This window comes from Alcanivorax sp. HI0007, from assembly GCF_001635525.1.
Lineage (GTDB): Bacteria > Pseudomonadota > Gammaproteobacteria > Pseudomonadales > Alcanivoracaceae > Alcanivorax.
On record NZ_LWEJ01000002.1, the window covers coordinates 19,316 to 42,458 of the forward strand.

The 23,143-nt window shown below is 61.2% G+C and carries 24 protein-coding genes; 12 read left to right on the plus strand and 12 right to left on the minus strand.

The window, feature by feature from the left end:
- Positions 1–6 precede the first annotated feature (6 nt).
- The 3 genes from A3714_RS00230 to A3714_RS00240 form a co-directional block, all read right to left on the minus strand.
- Positions 7–1,464, minus strand: coding sequence for a YdiU family protein (locus A3714_RS00230; RefSeq protein WP_063509813.1), 1,458 nt, complete (start codon positions 1,462–1,464; stop codon positions 7–9).
- A gap of 73 nt (positions 1,465–1,537) precedes the next feature.
- On the minus strand, positions 1,538–2,020 hold the full coding sequence (locus A3714_RS00235) for a nucleoside deaminase (protein WP_063509812.1): 483 nt from the start codon (positions 2,018–2,020) through the stop codon (positions 1,538–1,540).
- 35 nt (positions 2,021–2,055) lie between these two features.
- A complete protein-coding gene (locus A3714_RS00240) occupies positions 2,056–3,249 on the minus strand; it encodes an integrase arm-type DNA-binding domain-containing protein (protein WP_062815539.1) in 1,194 nt (397 codons plus the stop codon).
- 361 nt (positions 3,250–3,610) lie between these two features.
- On the opposite strand from A3714_RS00240, the gene A3714_RS00245 reads away from it, so the two are divergent.
- Together A3714_RS00245 and A3714_RS00250 are read left to right on the plus strand one after the other, a co-directional pair.
- Positions 3,611–4,993: a cytochrome ubiquinol oxidase subunit I gene (locus A3714_RS00245; protein ID WP_231866148.1), complete on the plus strand. Its 1,383-nt coding sequence runs from the start codon at positions 3,611–3,613 to the stop codon at positions 4,991–4,993.
- The gene (locus A3714_RS00250; RefSeq protein ID WP_231866149.1) at positions 4,990–5,991 is read left to right on the plus strand and encodes a cytochrome d ubiquinol oxidase subunit II; all 1,002 of its coding nucleotides are present in this window, start codon (positions 4,990–4,992) and stop codon (positions 5,989–5,991) included. Before A3714_RS00245 ends, A3714_RS00250 begins: the two co-directional genes overlap by 4 nt.
- 99 nt (positions 5,992–6,090) lie before the next feature.
- Here the strand turns inward: A3714_RS00250 and A3714_RS00255 are convergent, their stop codons facing one another.
- Positions 6,091–6,912 carry an arylamine N-acetyltransferase gene (locus tag A3714_RS00255; RefSeq protein WP_063509823.1) on the minus strand — a complete coding sequence of 274 codons (822 nt, stop codon included), beginning with the start codon at positions 6,910–6,912 and terminating at the stop codon, positions 6,091–6,093.
- A 191-nt stretch (positions 6,913–7,103) separates the two neighbouring features.
- Between A3714_RS00255 and A3714_RS00260 the strand changes: the two genes are divergently transcribed.
- Positions 7,104–7,634, plus strand: a complete 531-nt coding sequence (locus tag A3714_RS00260; protein ID WP_063509811.1) for a GNAT family N-acetyltransferase — start codon at positions 7,104–7,106, stop codon at positions 7,632–7,634.
- 56 nt (positions 7,635–7,690) lie between these two features.
- On the opposite strand, the gene A3714_RS00265 is transcribed toward A3714_RS00260, so the two are convergent.
- Positions 7,691–8,584, minus strand: a complete 894-nt coding sequence (locus A3714_RS00265) for a haloalkane dehalogenase (protein WP_063509810.1) — start codon at positions 8,582–8,584, stop codon at positions 7,691–7,693.
- A gap of 214 nt (positions 8,585–8,798) precedes the next feature.
- Complete coding sequence (locus tag A3714_RS00270; RefSeq protein ID WP_063509809.1) at positions 8,799–9,752, minus strand: aldo/keto reductase; 954 nt, start codon at positions 9,750–9,752, stop codon at positions 8,799–8,801.
- A gap of 235 nt (positions 9,753–9,987) precedes the next feature.
- Between A3714_RS00270 and A3714_RS00275 the strand changes: the two genes are divergently transcribed.
- Positions 9,988–10,893, plus strand: coding sequence for a recombination-associated protein RdgC (locus A3714_RS00275; RefSeq protein ID WP_062815546.1), 906 nt, complete (start codon positions 9,988–9,990; stop codon positions 10,891–10,893).
- Between the two features lie 100 nt (positions 10,894–10,993).
- On the opposite strand, the gene A3714_RS00280 is transcribed toward A3714_RS00275, so the two are convergent.
- A complete protein-coding gene (locus tag A3714_RS00280) occupies positions 10,994–11,548 on the minus strand; it encodes an ATP-dependent zinc protease (protein ID WP_063509808.1) in 555 nt (184 codons plus the stop codon).
- 71 nt (positions 11,549–11,619) lie between these two features.
- A complete protein-coding gene (locus tag A3714_RS00285) occupies positions 11,620–13,113 on the minus strand; it encodes an NAD(P)/FAD-dependent oxidoreductase (protein ID WP_063509807.1) in 1,494 nt (497 codons plus the stop codon).
- A 101-nt stretch (positions 13,114–13,214) separates the two neighbouring features.
- Between A3714_RS00285 and A3714_RS00290 the strand changes: the two genes are divergently transcribed.
- From A3714_RS00290 to A3714_RS00315, 6 genes are all read left to right on the plus strand, one after another.
- Complete coding sequence (locus tag A3714_RS00290; RefSeq protein WP_082810751.1) at positions 13,215–14,024, plus strand: triacylglycerol lipase; 810 nt, start codon at positions 13,215–13,217, stop codon at positions 14,022–14,024.
- Positions 14,017–14,232, plus strand: a complete 216-nt coding sequence (locus tag A3714_RS00295) for a DUF1653 domain-containing protein (protein WP_063509806.1) — start codon at positions 14,017–14,019, stop codon at positions 14,230–14,232. The genes A3714_RS00290 and A3714_RS00295 overlap by 8 nt, the downstream gene beginning before the upstream one ends.
- 172 nt (positions 14,233–14,404) lie before the next feature.
- The gene (locus A3714_RS00300) at positions 14,405–15,754 is read left to right on the plus strand and encodes a DEAD/DEAH box helicase (RefSeq protein ID WP_063509805.1); all 1,350 of its coding nucleotides are present in this window, start codon (positions 14,405–14,407) and stop codon (positions 15,752–15,754) included.
- 176 nt (positions 15,755–15,930) lie between these two features.
- The gene (locus tag A3714_RS00305; protein ID WP_231866150.1) at positions 15,931–16,572 is read left to right on the plus strand and encodes a paraquat-inducible protein A; all 642 of its coding nucleotides are present in this window, start codon (positions 15,931–15,933) and stop codon (positions 16,570–16,572) included.
- Positions 16,562–17,086, plus strand: coding sequence for a paraquat-inducible protein A (locus tag A3714_RS00310; RefSeq protein WP_063509804.1), 525 nt, complete (start codon positions 16,562–16,564; stop codon positions 17,084–17,086). The genes A3714_RS00305 and A3714_RS00310 overlap by 11 nt, the downstream gene beginning before the upstream one ends.
- Positions 17,073–17,915 (plus strand): intermembrane transport protein PqiB, encoded by an 843-nt coding sequence (locus A3714_RS00315; RefSeq protein ID WP_063509803.1) that lies wholly within the window; start codon positions 17,073–17,075, stop codon positions 17,913–17,915. The genes A3714_RS00310 and A3714_RS00315 overlap by 14 nt, the downstream gene beginning before the upstream one ends.
- 186 nt (positions 17,916–18,101) lie before the next feature.
- Here A3714_RS00315 and A3714_RS00320 read toward each other — a convergent pair whose 3' ends face one another.
- The 3 genes from A3714_RS00320 to A3714_RS00330 form a co-directional block, all read right to left on the minus strand.
- On the minus strand, positions 18,102–18,854 hold the full coding sequence (locus A3714_RS00320; protein WP_063509802.1) for an SDR family oxidoreductase: 753 nt from the start codon (positions 18,852–18,854) through the stop codon (positions 18,102–18,104).
- Positions 18,855–19,062: 208 nt separating this feature from the next.
- Positions 19,063–19,740 carry a histidine phosphatase family protein gene (locus tag A3714_RS00325; protein WP_063509801.1) on the minus strand — a complete coding sequence of 226 codons (678 nt, stop codon included), beginning with the start codon at positions 19,738–19,740 and terminating at the stop codon, positions 19,063–19,065.
- A complete protein-coding gene (locus A3714_RS00330; RefSeq protein ID WP_231866151.1) occupies positions 19,740–20,651 on the minus strand; it encodes an SDR family oxidoreductase in 912 nt (303 codons plus the stop codon). The genes A3714_RS00325 and A3714_RS00330 overlap by 1 nt, the downstream gene beginning before the upstream one ends.
- Before the next feature lie 67 nt (positions 20,652–20,718).
- Between A3714_RS00330 and A3714_RS00335 the strand changes: the two genes are divergently transcribed.
- Positions 20,719–21,645 carry a LysR family transcriptional regulator gene (locus A3714_RS00335; RefSeq protein WP_063509800.1) on the plus strand — a complete coding sequence of 309 codons (927 nt, stop codon included), beginning with the start codon at positions 20,719–20,721 and terminating at the stop codon, positions 21,643–21,645.
- Between the two features lie 123 nt (positions 21,646–21,768).
- On the opposite strand, the gene A3714_RS00340 is transcribed toward A3714_RS00335, so the two are convergent.
- On the minus strand, positions 21,769–22,242 hold the full coding sequence (locus A3714_RS00340; RefSeq protein WP_063509799.1) for a helix-turn-helix domain-containing protein: 474 nt from the start codon (positions 22,240–22,242) through the stop codon (positions 21,769–21,771).
- 115 nt (positions 22,243–22,357) lie between these two features.
- On the opposite strand from A3714_RS00340, the gene A3714_RS00345 reads away from it, so the two are divergent.
- Complete coding sequence (locus A3714_RS00345) at positions 22,358–23,083, plus strand: SDR family oxidoreductase (RefSeq protein ID WP_063509798.1); 726 nt, start codon at positions 22,358–22,360, stop codon at positions 23,081–23,083.
- Positions 23,084–23,143 lie beyond the last annotated feature (60 nt).

A 23,143-nucleotide genomic window follows, 5' to 3' on the forward strand; every position in this document is an offset into this window, starting at 1 on the left:
CGGTTATCAGGTGCCGCAAAAGGTCTGACAAACACGCTCTTCCGGTGCGGGCGGCTGTCGATAGTGGTCGTCCGGGTCGCGGTCCCCATAGGGGTCGGCCAGCGCGTTCAACAATGATGTGGTGACAGCCAGGTCACCCTGTTCAGCGGCGATCAAGGCGTCTTCCACACGATGGTTGCGGGGAATCACCGCCGGGTTGTGATTGTGCATCAGGCACAGGGACGATTTGAGCGGTTTGCGGTTGCGACCCAGGCGAACCTGCCAGCGCTGGTGCCAGTTGATGAAGGCATCATCCTGGTAGTCGCGGTGTTCCGGGAAGGTCTCGCGGGTGATATCGCGGAAGGTATTGGTGTAATCCGCCCGCTGGGTTTTCATCCATTCCAGCAGATCGGTAATCAGCTTTTCATCCACCGGGTCATCACCGAACAGGCCCAGCTTCTTCTTCATCATCGCCAGCCATTTTTCACTGTAACGTTGGTTGAAGGATTTGATCACCGCGGTGGCTTTTTCGATAGCGCTGTCCACATCCTCGTCAATCAGTGGCAGCAGGGTCTCGGCGAAACGGCTCAGGTTCCATTGGGTGATGGTGGGCTGATTGCCATAGGCGTAGCGGCCCTGGTGGTCGATGGAACTGAACACCGTGTCTGGATCGAAGCTGTCCATAAAGGCGCAGGGGCCGAAGTCGATGCCTTCGCCGCTGAGTGTCACGTTGTCGGTATTAAGCACCCCGTGGATAAAGCCCACCCGCATCCAGTGAACGATCAGATCCAACTGGCGCTCCATCACCGCATCCAGCAACGCCAGGGCCTTGTTGTCGCTGGCCTGTTGGTCCGGGTAGTGGCGGTTCAGGGTGTAATCCACCAAGGTTTCCAGCAGGGCCGGGTTCTGTCTGCCCGCGGCATACTGGAAAGTGCCTACCCGCAGGTGGGATGCCGCCACCCGGGTGAGAATGGCGCCGGGCAGGGCGGTTTCCCGCAATACGGATTCGCCGGTGCGGACCACCGCCAGACTGCGAGTGGAAGGAATGCCCAGCCCATGCATGGCCTCGCTAATGATGTATTCGCGCAGCATGGGACCCAGTGCCGCGCGGCCATCACCGCCCCGGGAAAAGACCGTGCGGCCGCTGCCCTTGAGCTGGATGTCCCGGCGGGCTCCGTCCGGTGTCATCTGCTCGCCCAGCAGAATGGCGCGACCATCGCCAAGCATGGTCAGGTTGCCGAACTGGTGGCCCGCGTAGGCCTGGGCGATCGGGTCGCTGCCGTCGATCTGTTCATTCCCGGCGAGAATCGCTGCCCCGGCCGGGCTGTCCAGTGCCTCGCCGTCCAGTCCCAGCTCCCCGGCCAGGGCCCGGTTGAACAACACCATCTGCGGCGTCTTCACCGACTGCAGGGGGCAGCGGGAAAACAGGTCTTCCGGTAGATGGGTGTAACTGTTGTCGAACTGGAAACCGTAGGGGCGGGTCATTGTGGGCGCTCTGCTAACCATGAGGGCTACAGATTAACAGGCCGGGCTGGGCGGGGTCATTGGGTGTGAGGGGTCAGTAATCCTCCCGGTCCTCACTGGCCTGCCATAACTGGAACGCCGTTAACCGTTGCGGATGTTCAACCTGCTCAGTGGCCAGTTGTCGCTGTGCGGCAGGGAGAGCCAGCTCCTGGTAGATAAACTGATCATCAAAACCGATATGGGCCGCGTCGGTCTGACGGTTCAGATAAAACAGCTTGTCAGGCCGTGCCCAGTAGATGGCGCCCAGGCACATGGGGCAGGGTTCGCAACTGCTGTAGATCACACAGCCATCAAGCTGGTGGCTGCCCAGCCGATGACAGGCCGCGCGGATCGCCTCCATTTCCGCATGGGCCGTCGGGTCATGCTTGCCGGTTACCCGATTGCAGCCCTGGCCGATGATGACGCCATCCTTGACCACCAGTGCCGCAAAGGGCCCGCCCAGGCCCCGGCGAACATTGTCCTCCGACAGGAAGAGCACCGTCTGTATCAGGGTCTGGTGACTCAGGCGCGGTTCCATGGCGGGAGCTCCGGGGTCTTGTTGCCAGGCTGTCGTTACCGGCGAGTGACCTTGCCAATCACCGTGTTGTCCAGATAGTCCGCCCAGGCCTGTAGCATCTCCCGGCGTTTTTCCAGGTAGGCCTGGCGGTCATTCTGTTCGTCGCCGGTCTGGTTGAGCAGTTGTGACTGGATCTGTTCGGCCTGGTAGCCCAGTTCGCCCAGCGCGGTGGCCGCCAGGGTACGCAGGTTGTCGGTGGACACCGGGGTGGTGCGGGTCACTTTCTTCAGGGCGCCGGTGAGGGTGCTGGCGCCCAGGTGCTTCTTGCGGTCACGGGTTCCGGGGAAGATGTATTCCTGGCGGCCGGTGAGCGGTTCCATTTCGCGCAGCAATTCCACCGCCTGACGGGGCAGGGGAACGGTGATGATTTTGCTGCCGTCAGGGCTGTCGGTGCTTTTACGGCGGATGCGCCATTCGCCGGCATCCAGGTCCATGTCGGACCAGCGGGCGTTGACGATTTCGCTGGGTCGGGCCAGTAACCAGACGGTGAGTTTCAGCGCCGCCGTGGTGGTGGTACGGCTCCATTGCCCCAGTACGCCGCTGGCCAGATTGAACAGCTGCTCGCGGGTACTGACCAGGAATTCCGGTTCGGTGCCGGAGCCGGTAAGCCGCCGGCGCAGGGCGCTGGTCTGCTGGTAGCCGGCCACGCCGGTGTCGCGGGCATGGGTATAGACCCGTTTGGCGATGCCCAGTACCCGCTTACCCTTGTCGAGATGGCCTTCGGCACCCAGGGCTGCCGCCAGAGATTTCAGATCTTCCGGTGTCACTTCACTGACAACTCGCTTGCCGATACTGGAGATCAGATAGTTTTCCATCTGCCGCTTGGTGCGGCGGAACTGTTCTTCGGACACTTCAAACCGGTAGACCCGTTCCAGCCAGTCCCTTGCCACCGCCTCGAAGGTTTCCACCGAGGGGCTGAAGACCTCCCGTTTCTCGCAGCGGGTGAGCGGGTCGGTGCCGTCGGCGATCAGCTCCCGGGCCTCGTCGCGAAGCTGGCGGGCGAAGGCCAGGGTCACCTCCGGGCAGGGGCCCAGGGTGATGACCTTGCTGCGGCCGTCGAACCGGTAGCTGAATTTCCAGGTACGGTTACCGTTGGCCTCTACCAGCAGGTAAAGCCCCTTGTCGTCCCGGAGCTTGTAGTCTTTTTTCAGGGGTTCGGCGTTGCGGACATCCGCGGAAGTCAGGGCCATGGCTCGCTGCAGTCAGGTTATTGTCGTCATCGCGGCAAAAAGCGATGCAAGGTTACAGACAATAAGCTACCCAGCTTTGCCGATGCGTTCAATTGCTGTGGGGTAAGCGTTGCTGCGGCGGCGTTGCGGTATGTAAATAAGGCGTCCTGCCGGCCACGGTTACCTGCGCAAACGCCGGTTTACATGGGGTAGCGGTTCTGCAGAAGAAGCCTGGAGGTGCCTGTGTTGATTTATTGTAAGGAGAGGCGCGCATTCACCCGCGCCATTTGTCAGAGCGTTGACCTGGGGCAATTTGTCATCTGGCCGTTGTGCAAGGATGTGCTAGCCTGAAAAGCATCAACAGCCCCTGATTAGGGAGGGTATGCCCGTGGAGTTCGATCCGTTCCTGCTGGCCCGGCTGCAGTTTGCCGCCAATATCAGTTTTCATATCCTGTTTCCCACCATCACCATCGGCCTGTGCTGGGTGCTGTTCTATTTCCGGTTGCGATACACCTTTTCCGGTGACAAGGCCTGGGAATACGCCTACTTTTTCTGGGTAAAGATCTTTGCCCTGAGTTTCGCCCTGGGGGTGGTGTCCGGCATCACCATGAGCTTTCAGTTCGGTACCAACTGGCCGGGCTTTATGGAGCGCGCCGGGAATATTGCCGGCCCCCTGCTGGGGTATGAAGTGCTGACCGCGTTTTTCCTGGAAGCGTCTTTCCTGGGCATCATGCTGTTCGGCAAGGACCGGGTGTCCAACCGTACTCACCTGATCGCCACTGCCCTGGTCGCCGTGGGCACCTCGTTTTCCGCCTTCTGGATTCTCAGCCTCAACTCCTGGATGCAGACCCCGACGGGCTACCGGATCGAGGATGGCGTGTTCTTCGTGGAAAGCTGGTGGGAGGTGATCTTCAACCCCTCCTTCCCCTATCGCTTCGCCCATATGTTCACCGCGTCCCTGCTGACCGCGGCCTTCCTGATCATGGGAATCAGCGCCTGGCGGGCCATGCGCGGCGTGGATGGCCCGGCCACCTGGAAAGTGATGCGCACCGGTGCGCTGATGGCCGCCGTGCTGGCGCCACTGCAGGTGGTTATCGGTGACTTGCACGGCCTCAACACCCTGGAGCATCAACCGGCCAAGATCGCTGCCATGGAGGGCATCTGGGAGACGGAAAAGGGTGCTCCATTAACCCTGTTCGGTTTTCCCGATGAGGAAGAGAAGACCACCCACATGGCCATCAAGGTGCCCAAACTGGCCAGCTTCATTCTGACCCATGAGTGGGACGGTGAAGTGCTCGGGCTCAATGAGTTCGAGGGAGAAGCCCCGCCGGTGGCGCCGGTGTTCTGGGCGTTCCGGGTGATGGTGGGCATCGGCATGTTGATGGTGCTGGTGGGCTGGTGGTCGGCCTGGCGGCTGTTCCGCAACCGGGATGAAAACCGCGACACCCAAACCTGGCTGCTGCGGGCCCTGTCGGTGATGACCTTCTCCGGCTGGGTCGCGGTGCTGGCGGGCTGGTACGTGACCGAAATCGGTCGCCAGCCCTGGATTGTGGATGGTCTGCTGCGCACCTCCGAGGTAGTGGCGGATCACAGCAGTGCCACCGTTGCCGGCACCCTGTTCGGCTATGTATTGCTGTACCTGTTCCTGCTGGTGTCCTACATAGCCACCTTGCGATACATGGCCACCAAGCCGGCGCGTTCCCTGACGCTGACTCCTCAGCAACGGGCCATGAACGATGCGGAAACTGCCGAAGGAGGCGCATGATGGATCTGGGATACTGGCTTCCGTTGTTCTTCGCCGGCGCTATGGGCCTGGCGCTGCTGATCTATGTGATTCTCGATGGCTACGATCTGGGCATCGGCATGTTGCTGCCTTTCGCCAGCGATGACGAAAAGGATGTGATGGTGGCGGCCATTGGCCCGTTCTGGGATGCCAACGAAACCTGGATCGTGCTGGGGGTGGGGATCCTGCTGATTGCCTTTCCCCAGGCGCACTCCATTGTGCTCACCTCCCTGTACCTGCCGGTGACGTTGATGCTGATGGGGCTGATCCTGCGCGGGGTGGCGTTTGATTTCCGGGTCAAGGCCGGCGACAAGCACAAGGCAAAGTGGAACCGTCTGTTTGCCTTCGGCTCGCTGGTCGCGTCCCTGTGTCAGGGCTGGATGCTCGGTGCCTTTGTCACCGGGCTTACCGGCGATGCCACCAGTACGCTCTTTGCCGCGCTGATCGCACTGGCCCTGCCGGCCCTGTACATCATGCTCGGCGCCGCCTGGTTACTGATCAAGACTGAAGGCGAGCTGTTCAATAAAGCAGTGCGCTGGGGCCGTATGGCGGTGTTGCCCATGGGCGGCTTCCTGCTGCTGATCTCCATCGCCACTCCGCTGGTGAGCAGCGCCATTGCCGACAAATGGTTCACCCTGCCCAATGCCATCGGGTTGATGCCCATCCCCATCGCTACTGCCCTGGCCTATGCGGGACTGATCTGGGTATTCAACAGCAAACAGATCCTGCACAACGGCTATGGCTGGCTGGCGTTTGTGGCGTTGATGGTGATGTGCGTGCTGGCCAGCATCGGTCTGGCCTACAGCCTGTTCCCGGATATTGTGCTGGGGCGGATCTCCATCTGGGAAGCGGCCTCGGCCACGGAGTCCCTGCTGTTCACCTTCTGGGGGGCGATCATCGCCTTGCCCATGATCCTGGCCTATACGATCTTTATTTACCGGGTGTTCCGCGGCAAGGCCACGCACCTGAGTTACGAGTAGCGATTCGCCTTGTGAACAAGGCTCCAACGGAGGGGTGCCGTACCGCTCCCCAACCGTTGAAGCCTTGCTCGCAAGGCGAAGTTTTTCAAACCATTTCCATTACCGGAACAGGGATTTCTCTTTAAGGACTTTCTCCAGGTTCTGTCTCTCAATCCCCGCCATATCAATGGCAAACACGCCCTGCAGTAAGTCCCATAATTCTGCCACCGACGCGATCGTGTGCTTTTCACTGCGGCCATCCGGGAACCGCACCGTATAAAGATCATTGAGCAAGGTATGGCGGCGATCTTCGCCGGTGCGCACGGCAATCAGGTTATTCACGAATTTGGACTGGGGATGGCAGGCCACGTACCAGTTGGCCATCTCGAAATCCACGGCGCCCTGTTGCATCAGATCGAAGCGATAGAGCAGGCGCCAGAGCCCACCGACCTTCACCCACAAGCTGTAACCCTGCTGATCCACGTCCACCCGGAACGGTTCCAGGGGAGTGCGTTGCGAATCACGGCAGTGGAGCTGCAACGGTGCGGTGGGTGTCATGCCGCCGAATCCCACATCGCTGAGATAGTCCTCACCGTCAATCGTTACCAATAGCAGCATATGGGAGCGCGGTGGCCAGGCATCCTCCGGCTGGTTCCAGTACACCCGCCCGGTGATGCCTCGGGCCTGGAAGCCCAGCGTGGTAAGCACCTCGAGAAACAGCAGGTTATTCTCGAAACAGTATCCACCTCGACGCTGGTGAATCAGCTTGTCCATCAGTGCCGGGCTATCCAGCGGCACCGCACGGCCCAGTAATGGATTCAGGTTCTCGAAGGTGATGGTCTGCAGGTGCAACTGCTGCAAAGCCTTGAGGGTGTTCAGGGTGGGGGCTCTGTCCCCCTGAAAGCCGATCCGCTGCAGATAGGCATTAATATCCAGCGTCATGGTGTGGATCCGGTTGGAAAAAGGTGAGCCCAGCATAAAACCTGAACTCAGGTTGATGTAAAGCTTTCTATCCGTTATTTAAATAACAGTGTTTTCTGAAAAAATCAGGACAAAACGATAAACCGGTAGCAGTCGACAAGACGCCTTCAGGGTAGGCTTTTGCAGAACAGGGACGGCGTGGACGCAAGGCGATGAAAGTCTCAGTGGCGACGGACAGGCTCACCTTTACCCCGCTCACCGATGCGGACTTGCCGGTCCTGCACGACTGGCTGGGGCGGGAGCATGTGAGCCGCTGGTGGGGGCCGCAGCGCAGTCTGGACGAGGTGGTGAGAGACTACCATCCGGCCCAGCGCTGTTTCGGCGGCGTCATGTTTTTCCTGATTCGTCTGGATGCAGAGCCACTGGGCTTTATCCAGCGCTACGCGCCCATCGAGCACCACCATGAAGGCTGGTGGCTGGAGATTGATGATCCGGGCGTACGCGGGGTGGATGTGTTTCTTGCCAGCGAAAGCCACCTGGACCACGGGCTTGGCAGCACGGCGGTGGCCGCCTTTGTGGACAGGTTATTCGAAGACCCCCAGGTCACCGAGATCATTGCCGACCCGGCTCCGGATAACCTGCGGGCGGTTCACTCTTTTCGCAACGCCGGCTTTATTGCCCGACAGGTAGTGAAGACCCCGGACGGGCCGGCCCTGTTAATGACTCTCCCCCGGCCCGAATAGCCAGCTCCGGGCAATACGCTGGACACCTATGCCCTGGTGCGCAAGGTGCCAGCCGGCTACGACTCAAGCCCGGCAATCAACGCATTCACCGCCTGGGCAAACTGCACCGGCGAATCTTCCTGCAGAAAATGACCGCCCACCAGGGTCTGGTGGGGCTGACCCTTGGCGCCGGGAATGCGCTCTTGCATGAACGTGTCGCCACCCCGGGTGATCGGGTCGCCATTGCTGAAGGTGGTCAGGAAGGGCTTGTGCCACTGTTCCAATACTTTCCAGGCGTTACGGTTGGCGTCGCTGGCCGGGTCGTCCGGGGTGACCGGCACCAGCTTCGGAAAGGCCCGGGCGCCGGCCTTGTACTTCTTGCTCGGGAAGGGCGCATCGTAGGCGCGGCGCTCATCCGGCCCCAGCTTTTTGAAGGTGCCGCTGTCGATGATCCGGGCGATGGGAAACACCGGGCTGTAGAGCGCGAAGTTCTTCCACAGTTGAAAGGCTTTCGGCACCTTCTGGTCGCCGGTGGGCAGCATGCCGTTGCCGACCACAATGGCCCGAAAGCGCTCCGGATTCTCCGCCGCCAGGCGCAGGCCCAGCAGCGAGCCCCAGTCCTGGCACACCAGGGTGATATCGGTCAGGTCCAGTTGCTCCAGCCAGGACTGCATCCAGTCCATATGGCTCTGGTAGCTGTAGGCGTCGATGTCGGTGGGCTTGTCGGACTTGCCGAAGCCGATCAGATCCGGAGCCAGCACCCGATGGCCGGCGGCGGCGCAGATCGGAATCATGTGCCGGTACAGGTACGACCAGGACGGCTCGCCATGCATCATCAGCACCGGCTTGGCATCCGCCTGGCCTTCGTCCAGATAATGCATGCGCAGGCCGCCCACGTCCGCATAGTGGGGCTCGAAGGGGTAGTCCAGCAGTCGTTCGAAACGGGAATCCGGAGTGCGCAGAAAATCCATGGGTCATCCTGATAAAAAGGAAAACCCAAGGATGGCCGTTCCCGGCCGCTGGTGACCATGTCTTCCCGGGCCAAAGGGCGTGAAAAAATGAGGAGGGGAAGGGTGACGTAGGGTGCCACTGAGCCTAAGGCGAACTGCACCATGACCACGGCGGTTGCGGTGCAGTTCGCCTTAGGCTCAGTGGCACCCTACGGTTTGGATTGGCGTTGGCCGGTTATTCGTCCCAGAGACCTTCCAGGGTGTAATCGCTACCCGGCTGGGCCCAGAAGCCGCCGTCCACGTAGCGGCGGTGACGGTCCAGCTCGGCGATGGCCTGCATGTCGTCCTCGCTGAGCCGCAGGTCGGCGGCGGCCAGGTTCTGTTGCAGCCGTTGCGGGTTCACCGATTTCGGGATCACCGCCGTACCCCGCTGCAGGGCCCAGGCAATCAGCACCTGTGCCGGGCTGGCGTTGTGGTTGTCGGCGATGTCATGGAGGATCGGGTCTTCCAGCAGTACCGGTTCATCCTCGGCCTTGAGGCCGTCCGGGCGGTCGGAGGAGCCCAGCGGGGAATAGGCGGTCAGGTGAACGCCCTGTTGCTGGCAGAAGCGCAGCATCTCTTTCTGCTGCAGATAAGGATGCAATTCGATCTGGTTCATGGCCGGTTTCAACCGTGCCTTGCCGATCAGGTCTTGCAGCTTTTTCACGCTGAAGTTGGAGACGCCGATCTGTCGGGTCAGGTTGTTATCCACCAGTGCTTCCATGGCGGCCCAGGTCGTTGCCACGGGCAGATCATCCAAAGACACCATGTCATCGCCGGACTCGGGAAAGGGCACGCCCTTCTTCAGGGCCACCGGCCAATGCATCAGGTACAGGTCCAGATAATCCAGCTTCAGGTTGTTCAGGGTGGTTTCCAGGGCCGGCTGCACATCCTCCGGGGCATGGTCGCTGTTCCACAGCTTGGAGGTGATCCACAGGTCCTCGCGCTGTACGGTGCCGGCGGTGAACACCTCCTGCAACGCCTGGCCGATTTCATCCTCGTTGCCGTAAATATGGGCACAGTCGATGTGCCGGTAACCCATCTCGATGGCGGCCTTCACGGCCTCGTAGACCTCGCCGGGCCGGGATTTCCAGGTACCCAGTCCCAGTTGCGGCATGGTATCGCCGTTGGCAAATGTCAGTGTTTTCATCACCTGCTCCTGTAGATGCTGTGTGATCGTCCCGGCCGCTTTTGGCAGCCGGAAAGGGCAAAACAAATAGCCTAATGACAGTGACCCCCAACAGGCACCGCAGTTCCTGCCGGATCCTTGTCCGATTCTCCGGAATGAGCGCTTGAGCCGCTTGAGCCATTTCGCTACTGTGGCCAGCCTTTCTTTTCTGTACGGCGGCGCCTTTTCTCGTCGCCCCTTGCTTGGAACCTGTTTTATGTGGATCAAGAATCTGGTTGTGTTTGTGGGCGAAGAGGCCTTTCCTTTCTCCGTGGCCGAGCTCGATGAAACCCTGGACCAGAACCGCTGCCAGCCCTGTGGCTCGCAGACCCTGCGCACGGAAGGCTTTGTGCCGCCCCTGAAAGGGCAGGACCCGATGGTCTATGCGGTGGACGGCTTTATCTACTGCACCTACCAGGAAACCTCACGCTTGCTGCCCGGGCCGGTGATCAAGGAGCTGCTCGACGAGAAAGTGGAGCACATCCAGGACGAGGAAGGCCGCAAGGTGGGGCGCAAGGAAAAGGCGGATCTGAAAGAGCAGATCACCTTCGAACTGATGCCCCGCGCCTTCACCCGCTCCCGCCGCACCTCCCTGCTGATCGACACCGAGCGTAAGCGGGTGATGGTGGATGCCTCGTCCGCCAGCCGCGCGGAGGAAGTGGTGGCCTGCCTGCGCAAGGCCATCGGTACTCTGCCGGTGGCCTACCCGGCGCCCAACTCCGCCCCCTACACCAGCTTCAGCAACTGGCTGAAAGACACCAAGCTGCTGCCGGAAGGCTTCACCCTGGGGGATCGTTGCGAGCTGAAAGGCACCAAGGACGAAGGCGCTGCGGTGAAGTTCACCGCCGTGGATCTGGGCCAGGAAGAAATCCTCGCCCACCTGGAAACCGGCATGGTGGCCACCCGTATCAATCTGGCCTGGCAGGATTCCCTGGAGCTGGATATCAACGACAAGCTGGAAATCAAACGCATCAAGGCGCTGGATCTGCTGCAGGAAAATATCGACGCCATGGACGCGGACGATGCGGTGGCAGAGCTGCAGGCGCGGATCAGCCTGCAGGGCAATGTGCTGCGCGAGGCGCTGGATGGGTTGTTCGGGTATTTCGAGGTGAACCCGGCCTGATCTGAAGCCGAAATCCCCGCCGTAGGAGCGTCGCTTGCGGCGCGATAGCAAACGCCTTTAATCGCGCCGCGAGCGACGCTCCTACGAGAGGGTGTGCGGTTCAGTCCTCAATGTCCTCGTCGTCTTTCTGGTCCTTGTCCAGTTTGACGATGGAGCCTTCATCACAGTCCGGGGAATGGGTGAAGGTCTGTGTCACGTCCAGGTAACCCAGATGGGACAGGGTGCGGCGACCCAGCAGTACCGGATAGATCATGTCCGAGCGGTCGTTCAGGGTGAACTGCTCTTCGTAGATCGTATTGCCCATGCACAGATTCATCAGCACTACCGGACGGCGTTCTTCGCCACCGGCCCCCCGAATGATCACCTTGCGGTAGCGGGGCTTTTCGAAGGTCTTTTCCACCTTTTTACCGCTGGCCTCATCGTGCACATCCACGGTAAAGCGGACCCAGTCGTCGCCGTCTTTTTCAAAAATTTCCACATGGGTGGCATGCAGTGACGAGGTCAGTGCGCCACTGTCCAGCTTCGCTTTCAGCTCCACACCCCAGGGTTCGATGGTGGTCTTTTCCACCCAGCCAAAAACCGGGCGGTCGGCAGCCAGGGCTTGTCCGGCCAGCAGCAACAGGGCGGGGAACAGGGCAAGTGTCAGGCGAGGCATGGCATCTCCTTGATGATTCAGGTCGAACAGTACGACCGGTAATGGACGGTCCGGTTCCCCGGCTGTCCCGATCAGACCGGGCCGGGGTCGAACTGGTACTTGTCCGGTTCGAACTTGCGGGTGCGCATCCAGTACTGGAACGTGAAGCTGGGCCACAGGGTACGGTTTTTCCCGAATTCGTCCAGATACCAGCTCTCACAGCCCCCGGAGGACCATACTGCCTCGTCCAGTTGCGCCTGCAGACGCCGGTTGAAGCCCGCCTGCACCTCCGGCTTCACGTCCAGGGAGCCGGCATCTTCACGGAGCAGTTTGTTCACCGCCTGCATCACATAGTTCACCTGGGCCTCGATCATGAACACGATGGAGGTATGGCCGAGCCCGGTATTGGGGCCCAGCAGCATGAAGAAATTGGGGAAGCCGCTCACCGAGATGCCCAGGTAGGCTTCCATGCCGGTCTCGTTCCAGGTGTCGCGAATTTCCTCGCCGCCTTTGCCGATGATCTGCATGGGGCCGATGGGGTCGGAGACCTTGAAGCCGGTGCCGTAGATAATACAGTCCACCTCCCGCTCCACGCCTTTGCCATCGACAATGCTGTGGGCCTTCACTTCCTGGATACCGTCGGTCAGTACCGCCACATTGTCCCGATTCAGCGACGGATAATATTCATCGGACATGAGAATGCGTTTGCAGCCGATGGTGTAGTCCGGGGTGACTTTCTTGCGCAGTTCCGGGTCCTTGATATTGCGGCGGATAAAGTGGCGGCCATACAGCTCCGCCAGTTTCATGGCGCGCGGGTCCACCGCCAGGCCCAGCACCCGGCTTTCCATCCACCAGTAGATGCCGCCCCGGAACAACTTCTGCGTCATCGGCAGGGTCTTGAACAGCAGCTTTTCAATTTTGGTCATGCGCCGGTCCGGTTTGCTCAGCACCCAGGGCGGGGTGCGCTGATACAGATCCAGCTGCTCGACCTGCGGGGCAATGCGCGGCACAAACTGGATGGCACTGGCACCGGTGCCGACGGCAGCCACGCGCTTGCCGGTGAGATCGTAATCATGGTTCCAGCGGGCGGAGTGAAATGCCTCGCCCTGAAAGTTCTCCACCCCTGGCAGTTTCGGATAGGCGGGGATGCTCAGCGCGCCGATGCCGGACACGAAAATGCGCGTGGTCAGCTCGGTGCCGTCATGGGTGGTCACATGCCAGATCTGCTTCTGCTCGTCGTATTCGGCCTTCTCCACCTCGCAGTTGAAGCGCATATGTGGGGTGACGCCGAACTTGTCGGCGCAGCGCTTCAGGTAATCCCAGATTTCCTGCTGGGGAGCAAACATCCGCGACCAGCGCGGGTTGGGGGCAAAGGAATAGGAATACAGGTGGGAGGGCACATCGCAGGCGCAGCCCGGGTAGATATTGTCCCGCCAGGTGCCGCCGATATCCCCGGCCTTTTCCAGCACCACGAAATCGTCGTAGCCCGCCTCCTTGAGCTGAATCGCCATACACAGTCCGGAGAACCCGGCGCCCACCACAATCACCTGATGATCGGCCTGGGCAGCATTATTATTTTTGCTCATTGTGCACCTCCTTGGTTCATTTCATCATGGCCCAAGGCGTCGAGACGGGCCACCGCTGTTGCGCATTGCCAGCACACCGTTACCGACGATAAACAAAGCGGATGCGCCATGACCCGGGCGCGGCCCCGGCCCGCGTCATGACCAAGGTGGTCTCCGCCACGCCGGTTACGATGGGGGCAGAAAACAACGAGGAATTTGCGATGACAGAGAAGCCATCCGCGCCCTCCCTGGGGCTGTTACTGGGAGAAAGCCGGGCCATGCTGGCCTACGGACGCTACCTGCTGCGTGGCCTGGGCCATCGCCAACTGCCCGCTGGCAATGGCCAGCCGGTGCTGGTGCTGCCCGGCTTCGGCGCCAGCGATGCCAGCACCCGCCCCCTGCGCCGGGCGCTGACCCGGCTGGGCTACAGCGTTTACGGCTGGGCCCAGGGCACCAACCTGGGAATGAACAGCAAGCGCAAGGCCATGCTGGTGAGCCAGCTGCAGGCCATCCAGACTCGCCATGGCCAGCCCGTGGCGCTGATTGGCTGGAGCCTGGGCGGGGTGTTTGCCCGGGAACTGGCGCGGGCCTACCCGGACCGGGTCAGCCAGGTGTTCACCCTGGGCAGCCCCATCAACGGCGACCCGGAAGCCAACAATGTGACCACCCTGTTCAACCTCTTTAATCCCAAGCGGCCACCACCGGATCGGGAAGCCTTCGAAGCGCGGATTCCGGCGCCGCCGGTGCCCTGTACCGCCATTTTCACCAGGCAGGATGGCATTGTTTCCTGGCAATGCAGCCAGGAAGAAGACGGCCCGCTCACCGACAATGTGGAAGTGCAGGGTACCCACGTGGGCCTGCCCTGGAATCCCCAGGTGCTGGCGGCCATCGCCGAGCGTCTGGCTCGCAACCCGGAGAAAGGCAATGAGTGACCTGCAGCCGGGCCGTTACCGGCACTTCAAGGGCAACGAATACCAGGTCATCGGCACCGCCACCCATTCCGAAACCGGCGACACCCTGGTGGTCTATCGCCCGCTCTACGGCGACCAGGCCCTGTGGGTACGCCCCCTGGCCATGTTCACCGAAACCGTGGAGCGGGACGGCAAGGTCCAGCCACGCTTCGCCCGCATCGGTGATTAGCGTCCCCGGCCCCGTTGGAGCCATGCTTGCATGGCGAATGGCTGTCAGGTTTCGCAATGGGTTCGCAGGAAACAAAACCTTATTCGCCATGCAAGCATAGCTCCTACCGCAATAAGGCAGTCATTCGCCGAGATAGTCGTTACAATGGCCCCTCGATAGCGGAGCCCATTGCATGACCACTTTTGCCGACCTCAATTTGCACGAGCGCCTGATCAAGGCCCTTGGCGAACTGGAAATCACCACCCCCACGCCGGTGCAGGCCTCAGCCATCCCCGAGGCACTGGCCGGCCACGACCTGCGTGTGGTGGCCCGCACCGGTAGCGGCAAGACCGCCGCCTTCATGCTGCCCCTGCTGCACCAGCTGCTGCAGCACTCCCGGCCGCGTACCGATACCCGTGCCCTGATCCTGCTGCCCACCCGTGAGCTGGCCCAGCAGACCCTCAAGCAAGTGGAGGCCCTGGGCCGTTATACCTTTATCAAGGCCGAGCTGATCACCGGTGGCGAAGACTTCAAAGTGCAGGCCGCCAAGATGCGCAAGAACCCGGAAATCCTCATCGGCACTCCCGGGCGCCTGATCGAGCACCTGGAAGCCGGCAACCTGCGCCTGCAGGATCTGGAAATGCTGGTGCTGGACGAATCCGACCGCATGCTGGACATGGGCTTCAGCGATGACGTACTGCGCCTGGCCGCAGAATGCCGCGCCGAGCGTCAGACCCTGCTGTTCTCCGCCACCAGCGGCGGCAACGCCATGGAGAAAATGGTCGCCTCCACCCTGCGCGCGCCCAAGTCCCTGATGCTGGATTCCGTGCGCGACCTGAACGAATCCGTGGTCCAGCAGGTGATCACCGCCGACGACGTGAAACACAAGGAACGTCTGGTGCAGTGGCTGCTGGCCAACGAGACCTACGACAAGGCGGTGGTCTTCACCAACACCCGCGAGCAGGCCGATCGCCTGGGTGGTGTGCTGGTGGCCTCCAACCTGAAAGTCTTTGTCCTGCACGGCGAGAAAGACCAGAAGGACCGCAAGCTGGCCATGGATCGCCTCAAGGCGGGCGGCGTGAAAGTGCTGGTGGCCACCGACGTGGCCGCCCGCGGTATCCATGTGGACGGCCTGGACCTGGTGATCAACTTCGACATGCCGCGCAGTGGCGATGAATATGTCCACCGCATCGGCCGCACCGGCCGGGTAGGCGGCGAAGGCACCGCCATCTCCCTGATCGCCGCCCACGAATGGAACCTGATGGCGAGCATTCAGCGCTACCTGCGGCAGAACTTCGAATACCGGCTGATCGAGGCCCTGAAAGGCAACTTCCTGGGGCCGAAAAATCTCAAGTCCAACGGCAAGGCCGCCGGCAGCAAAAAGAAAAAGATGAAGAAAAAAGCCGATGCCAAAAAGGGCAAGAAACCGGCCAGGAAAAAAGCCGTGGCAAAGAAAAACTCACGGACCAACAAACCGGTGCCGGATACCAACAGCGGTTTCGCCACCGTGAAAAAACGCAAGAATCCCGGGCCGCTGGATTGAGCCATGGCATCCCGGTGTTACGGGAGACGGGATAAATAACGAGGCCGCGCCCGGCAATGGGTGCGGCCTCTTTGCGTTTAGCGGGCTTTATAAAACCCGGTAAAATTCCTGTGCCCCTTCACAGTCTTCCGGTGCCCGTGTCGTCATGCTGTTACGGTAATCGCAAGGAGGTGGCCGTGCCGAACAACCAAGCCGTGGAGACCATGACAGCACCTGCGCTGCAGTGTCCGGATTGCGGCACTCACCTTGCCGAGCCCTCCCGGCAGGCGCGTGGAGCCTGGCGTTGCCCCCGCTGCGACTGCCAGTTAAGCGGGGCCTGGTCGTTGCGTCCCGATTCCCTGCTGGCTTTGACTGTGTCCACGGCGGTGCTGTGGCTGCCAGCATTGATCCTGCCACTGATGCGTCTGGAAAACCTTGGCCTGGATCGTGAAGCGAGCCTGCTCGACTGTGTGGTGCGGCTTATGGAGGGCGTCTACCTGCCCGTCGGTCTTCTGCTTCTGCTGACCCTGGTGATCATGCCGGCGGTGAATTTGTTATCGGCAGGGCGGCTGCTTTGGGCGGCCCGAGCCTGGAGCCCGGGAGGAATGCCGGATCCCTTGTGGATGAGAATGTACCGGCACAGTCGCGAGTGGGCGATGACGGATATTTTCCTGCTCGGCATTCTCATCGCCATGACCAAGCTCGGCGACATGGCCAGTGTCACCCCCGGCCCCGGCCTGTTTTGTCTGGTGGTGGCGGTGCTGTTACGCCTGATCGTGGAAACCCTGGCGCAGCCGGATCAGCTGCAACGGTTGCTGGAGGCTCGCCATGAAACCTAACGCCCCTGCGGCTCAGCAGCGAACCCTGGCCTGGTCACTACTGGTGGCCGCCACCGTGTGGCTGGTGCCCGCCAATCTGCTGCCGATCATGGCGGTCACGGAAGCCGGTCGCGGCAAGCCCACTACCATTGCCGACGGCATCTGGCAGCTGTTTGAAGCGGGCATGCCGGGCATTGCCATCATCGTGCTTGTGGCCAGCTTGCTGGTGCCGTTGTTCAAGGTGTTGGTGCTGGCGGTGATCTACTGGCGTGCGGCTCGCGAGAACAATCCCTTGCTCAGCACCCGGGCGTACCGACTGGTGTACTGGATTGGGCGCTGGTCCATGCTGGATGTCTTTGTGGTGGCGCTACTGGCGGCGGTGGTGGAATTCGGAAGCCTGGCCCGGGTGGAGCCGGGGCCCGGTGTGCTTGCCTTCGCCCTGGCGGTGGTACTGACCATGCTGTCCGCCCATGCCTTTTCTCCCCAACAACTCTGGTTGCAAGACACTGACGGAGCGGATCATGGATACACCTGAAGTGAAACATTCCCGCTGGCCTTCGCCCATCTGGCTGGTGCCCCTGGTTAGCCTGCTGGTGGCCGGCTGGCTGCTGTACGACCAGCTGTTGCAGCGTGACGTGCAAATCGAAATCACCTTTGAGAATGGTTCTGGCATCAAGCCCGGGGTGGACCTGCGTTACCGGGGTGTGCCGGTGGGAAGCGTGGATGAAATCGTGCTCAGCGATGATCTGAAACACGTGACTGTTCACGCCAACCTGAACCGGGATGCGGAAAAACTGGCCCGCGAAAAAAGCCGTTTCTGGATTGTGGAACCGGAGCTGGGCATCGCCGGTGCCCGTAACCTGGATACCCTGGTGTCGGGCAAATACATCGCGGTGGAGCCCGGCGACGGGGAACCGGAAAAAACCTTCGAAGGACTGGAAACGCCGCCGGAACAGCAGCCCAACCTGGGCCTGAAAGTGACCCTGGTGGCCGATCATCTGGGGTCCCTGAAAAAGGGCCGCCACATTTACTACCGTGACCTGCAGGTGGGCACCATCGGCGACAGCGAACTCAGCCAGGACGGCCGCTTTGTGGAAATCCAGGTCATCATCGAACCGAAATACGCCAAACTGGTGCGCAGCAATACCCGCTTCTGGAACAGCTCCGGCCTTACCGTGGATATTGGTCTGTTCAAAGGGGCGGAAGTGCAGGCCAGCTCCCTGGAAAATTTACTGCGCGGCGGCATCAGCTTTGCCACCCCACCGGAACCGGGCCCCCTGGCGCAAGCGGGGGAGCGATTCGATCTGTACAAACAGCCGGAAGAAGATTGGCTGGAGTGGGCGCCGATTATGAAGTGGCAGTAGGGGAAGGTATGAGGTGCAGGAAGGCTAAGTTATGAATTCTCTCCTTTAGCAATTATCGCTACCCCTTTGTCGAGGTGGCAGAAAATGCGGCAAGGCTAGTCGTCTTTTTCTCCACCTCTCTGGAGAGTCCCCTCTCCCCTCAAGGGAGAGGGGACCTAATAGATGACGCTGGTTTGAGCTGCGGCCCTACATCATTTTCCCAACCATCTTTAACGGCAAATTCCGCATAGCAAACCCCAGCGGCCCCCAGGGCCAGCCTGGTACCGATGCGTTCTTCGGTTCTTTTTCGATGGCTTTTACCAGAGCCTTGCAGCCGGTTTCCGTGTCCACCAGGAAGGGTGTGTTCTTTACCTTCTCGTTGATTTCGGAACGGATAAAGCCCGGGAAAATGGTGGTCACCTTGATCGGGGAATTCTGCAATTCCACCTGCAGGCCTTCGGCCAGCATGGCCACGCCGGCCTTGGTGGCTGCATAGGTGGTCAGGTTTTTCTTCATGCCGCGCATGGCGCTGATGGAAGAAATCATCACCAGATGGCCGCAGTTCTGGGCGCGGAAAATTTCCATGGCCGCTTCGGTCTGGGCCAGCGCCGCCACGAAGTTGGTTTCTGCGGTCTGCCGGTTGGCATAGAAGTAGCCGGTGCCCAGGGGCTGGCCCTTGCCCATGCCCGCGTTAATGATGATGCGATCAATGCCCGCCAGTTCGGTGCGGAAGGCATCGAACACCGCAAACACCTGATCGTAATCGTTCACATCCAGCGGTTTGATCAGCACGGTGATGCCCGGATGCTTTTCTTCCAGCTCGGCCTTCAGAGTTTCCAGCCGGTCCATGCGCCGGGCACACAACGCCAGGTTGCGTCCCATGGCCGCAAACAATCGCGCCATCCCTTCGCCCAGCCCGGAGCTGGCACCGGTGATTAGAATATTCTTGCGTGTTGGCATGGTTATCCCCTTGCTAATGGCTGCTGTAGGAGCGCCTCTCGAGGCGCGAACGACAACGTTTGTGTCGCCTGGCTATCCTTTCTGAAACCTGTCGAGCGCTGGAATTCCTGATCGTCCTGCGGACGATTTCCGCGCTGGCGCGCGGTTCGCGCCTCGAGAGGCGCTCCTACAGCAGCTTCGTAGAAATGTTGAGGTTATCAGGTCGCACCTATCGATACGTCACCTGCTCGCTCGGCAGATGCAGATGTTCGTTCACCGAGACTAGCCTTGGCTTGCCGGCATTCACAAGCACCCGGGTCACACTGGTGTTGATCAGGGTGCGGTTCCAGGTGATCAGGGCCTCGTCAGTGAGGCCCATCAATCGTTGGATAATCACGCTGATGGCGCCGCCGGAGGTGAACACCAGGGCGCTGTCGCCGCTGCTCAGGCTGTTGCCCAGGCTGTAGGTGCTGGCCAGCACCCGCTCGCGGAAGGCGGGCCAGCTTTCACTGTAATCGCCGTCGCCGGTCTGCCAGCGGCGCAGGGCCTGCTCGAAGCGGGCCTGGAAGACCTTGCGCGGGTGATCCTGTTGCGCCAGCCACTGGGTCAGCGCCGCGCGATCAGAGGCCAGGGGCCAGTCCACGGCCAGCAGCTCGCTGTGGTTGTATTCGTTGAAGCCGGTATCCGTGTGCCATTCCTTTGCCAGGCCCAGTTCCCCCAGGGTCGCTTCGGCGGTTTCCACATGGCGACGCATGGTGCCGCAGATCGAGCGGGGCACCCCCAGATCCTGATTCTGCAGGGCGCGGCCAAGAATCCGGCTCTGTTCCCAGCCCATCTCGGACAACTGATCGTAATCTTCCTTGCCGAAACTGGCCTGGCCGTGGCGGATCAGGTAGATCACCGGCATCAGGCTTTCTCCGCTTTTTCCAGCTTGCCCTGCAGTCGTTCGGCGCCCTTGAGCATCACCCGGTTGAACACAAACGGCAGGAACCGCTTCATCCAGTAAGCCCGACGACCGCTCTTGTGGGGCAGCAGGAAGAACTGCTGTTTGGCCACCGCTTTCTTGATCATCTCGGCGATCTGGTCGGCGGTGAGCTCGTCACTGGAAAGCAGCTTGTCCACGGTTTCGATCATGCCCGGTTCCGGGGTACGCATGGACTCGTGCAGATTGGTGCGGAAGAAACCCGGGCACACCACCGTGGTATGAATGCCGTAAGGCGCCAGCTCGAAGCGCAGGGTTTCCGACAGGGAAATCACCCCGGCCTTGGTCACGTTATAGCTGCCCATCACCGGCGCGTGCAGCAGTCCGGCCAGGGAGGCGATATTGACGATATGGCCATGGCCCTGGCGCTTCATCATCGGCACGAACACCTTGCAGCCGCGCACCACGCCTTTCACGTTGATATCGAAAATCCAGTCCCAGTCGGCCATGTCGCCGCGATCAATCCGGGCAGCACCGGCCACCCCGGCATTGTTCACCAGCACATCCAGGCCGCCCCAGTTCTGCTCCAGCCACTCGCGGGCGTTGTTGAAACTGGCCGCGTCGCGCACATCCAGATACTGGAATTGCAGCTCGCCGGGCAGATCCTTCAGGGCCGCCAGGGTTTCCGCAGCGCGCTCCTGGTTCACATCGCCGATCAGCACCCGGGCGCCATCGCGCAGCCAGGCTTCGGCCATGGCGCGGCCGAGTCCGGAGGCGCCGCCGGTGATCAGGATGCGTTGTGGGGTCTGGCTCATGGTGTGTCCCGTTGTCATGGTGGTTTCGGTCGTGGATTGTGCGTCAGGCGTCGACCCGTCGGCATCGGGGGTCTTATCCATTGACCGATGCTAGTGACGGCGTTTCAATTAATCCAATGAATCCTCGCAATGATTAAAGATAAACGCCATGCATGTGTCGCGCTTCGATCTCAATCTGTTCGTGGTCTTCGATGCCATCTACACCGAGGGCTCCCTGACCCGCGCCGCCAAGGTGCTCAACCTGACCCAGCCGGCGGTGAGCCACGCCCTGGGGCGCCTGCGCGACCGCCTGGACGACCCCCTGTTCGTGCGCCAGGGCAGCCGCATGGTGCCCACCGCCCGGGCCCGGGCCATGGTCAGCCCGGTGCGCCATGCCCTGGGTGGCTTCCAGCGCTGCCTGAGTGATGAGGGGGGCTTTGATGCCAGCGAGGCGGAGCGTACCTTCGTGCTGGGCCTGCGCGATGGCCTGGAAGGTTGCCTGCTGCCGTCGCTGATGGCACAGCTCATGGAAGACGCCCCCGGGGTGCGTTTGCAATCACTCACTATCAGCCGAAAGCAGATGGCCACTGAGCTGGCCAGTGGCCGGCTGGATCTGGCCTGCGACGTGATGCTGGCCCTGCCGGAATCCATCGAGCATGTGCCGGTCCTCAGCGGCCCGCTGGTGGTGATGATGCGCGAGGGTCATGAGCTGGCCGATGACATGGACCTGCCCGGTTATCTGGCCGCCCAGCATGTGCTGGTGTCGTCCCGCCGCGAAGGCCCGGGGCTGGAAGATTTCGGCCTGGCCCGGCAGGGCTACCGGCGCCATATCCGCCTGCGCTGCCAGCACTACCAGGCGGCCATCAGCACCGTGCAGAACACCGACCTGCTGCTCACCCTGCCGGCCACCCTGGCCGGGCGCCTGTCCCGCAAGGGCATGGTGATCAAAGCCTTCCCCGCCGACCTGCCCGGCCTGGAAATGCACCTTTACTGGCACCGCGACCAAAGCGCCGACCCGGCCCACAGCTGGTTGCGGCAGAAGGTGTTGTCGCTATTAAAAGAACAGCAGGAGCAGTTAACAGTTAACAGTGAATAGTTAACAGCGCGCGGTATCGCGCCAGTGTTGCCCAAAGCATAGAGGCCGCGTCCCAGCGATGGGCGCGGCCTCTATGGTTGCAGGCAAAGAAAACCTTCCCCGCGAGCTGTTCACTGTTAACTATTAACTGTTAACTAAAATTTGCCCCGCCCAATACGGGTTTTCTTCCACCCGAATATCACTGGGCTTCACCGTGTCGCCGCAGTGGCTGCATTGCAGTTGCGCTTCCAGGGGTTCGCCGCACTGGCGGTGGTAGCGAATGAGGGGGGCGCCGTGCTCGCCGGCCAGGTGTTTGTCGCCCCATTGGGCCAGGTGCACGATCACCGGGTACAGTTCTTTGCCCATGGCGGTGAGCCGGTATTCATGACGCAGGGGACGCTCCTGGTAGGCCACCTTGTCCAGCACGCCGCCCTCGGTGAGCTTGCGCAGGCGGTCGCTCAGCACATGACGGGTGACGCCTAGCCGTTGCTGGAAATCATCGAAGCGGCGCACGCCCATAAAGCAGTCGCGCAGCACCAGCAGCGTCCAGTTGTCGCCGATAATGGCTAGGGTGCGGGCCAGGGAACAGGGCTGTTGATCGATGTCTTGCCAGCGCATGATGAACCTCCGGGAACGTGCTTTGATCATACCGGCTTGACCCGTTCCCAAAAAGAACCGACTATAAGTTCCAAATAGGAACTAACTATGCGCCCTGTCAATATCAGGAGGCAATATGCCTGAATCCGCCGTGGTCGTGATCGGTGCCGGTGATGCCACCGGCGGTGCCATCGCCAAACGTTTTGCCCGCGAAGGCTACACCGTCTGCGTCACCCGCCGTACTGAAGAAGCCCTGGCGCCCCTGGTGCAGGAGATCGAACAGGCCGGCGGCAAGGCCCGTCCGTTCGGCTGCGACGCCCGCGATGAAGACCAGATGATCGCGCTGTTCGACACCATCGAAAATGAAGTGGGGCCGGTGGAAGTGGTGGTGTTCAACATCGGCGCCAACGTGTTCTTTCCCATCCGCGATACCACCGCCCGGGTCTATCGCAAGGTCTGGGAAATGGGGGCCTTCGCCGGCTTCCTGGCCGGTCGCGAAGCTGCCCGTGTGATGGTGCCGCGCCACAAGGGCACCATCATCTTCACCGGCGCCACCGCCTCCGTGCGGGGCGGCAAGGGGTTCTCTGCCTTCGCCGGTGCCAAGTTTGCCCTGCGTGCGTTGGCGCAAAGCATGGCCCGGGAACTGGGACCGGAAGGTATCCACGTGGTGCACCCCATCATCGATGGCGCCATCGACACCGCCTTTATCCGCGACACCTTCCCGGCCCTGTATGCCAAAAAAGATCAGGATGGCATCCTCAACCCGGAACACATCGCCGACACCTACTGGATGCTCCACCAACAACCCCGCGACGCCTGGACCCACGAAATCGACCTGCGCCCGTGGATGGAGACCTTCTAGATAACCGGCAACCCTTCACCGTAGGAGCGTAGCGAACAACGTTGCTTGCGGCGCGATAAC